The organism is Vibrio sp. 1288 (assembly GCF_033344475.1).
Window position 1 is genome coordinate 1 of record NZ_JAWPOX010000556.1, and the last position, 685, is coordinate 685.

Sequence of the window (685 nt, forward strand, 5' to 3'; positions counted from 1 at the left end):
TCATTCATCCGCCACTTTTATATTTAGGTTACGTTGGCTATTCCGCCATTTTGGCGTTTGCACTTGCGGCGTTATTAAGCAAACGGCCTGTCAATGAATGGTACCGTTGTACGCGAAAGGCCGCGTATTTTGCCTGGGGAACCCTGACTGTTGGTATCCTCGTCGGCTCTTGGTGGGCATACAATGAACTTGGCTGGGGAGGCTGGTGGTTTTGGGACCCAGTAGAAAATGCCTCTTTATTGCCGTGGTTAACCGGCACTGCACTCCTGCACAGCGGGGTATTAGCAAAGAAAAATCAGGGAGCGTTGTGGAGCACATACGCGTTGGCGTTTGCGACCTTTAGTTTAAGCATTCTCGGGACATTTATCGTACGTTCTGGCGTATTAACGTCGGTGCATGCTTTTGCTGTGGATCCTACCAAAGGTTTAGCCCTGCTTGCTGTGCTTAGTGCGTTAGTATTGATGACGTTTGGCGTACTGATTATGCGTGGAGATGCCATCAAACCATTTAGATTACGTTCCTTGATTAGTCGTTCTTATATGGTGTGTGTGTCCATTGGACTTTTGGTCATATCCACGGCGATCGTCTTTTTAGGTACGTTCTACCCGATGATTTATCAATTGCTAGGGTTGGGAAACATCTCTGTTGGTGCGCCGTATTTTAATAGCTTGATATTTCCTCTTAG

At 47.0% G+C, this 685-nt stretch carries 1 protein-coding gene; it reads left to right on the forward strand.

The features are described from left to right. The coding region (ccsA, locus tag R8O11_RS28010; protein ID WP_318194972.1) for a cytochrome c biogenesis protein CcsA at nt 1-685 on the forward strand (685 nt) is incomplete at both ends.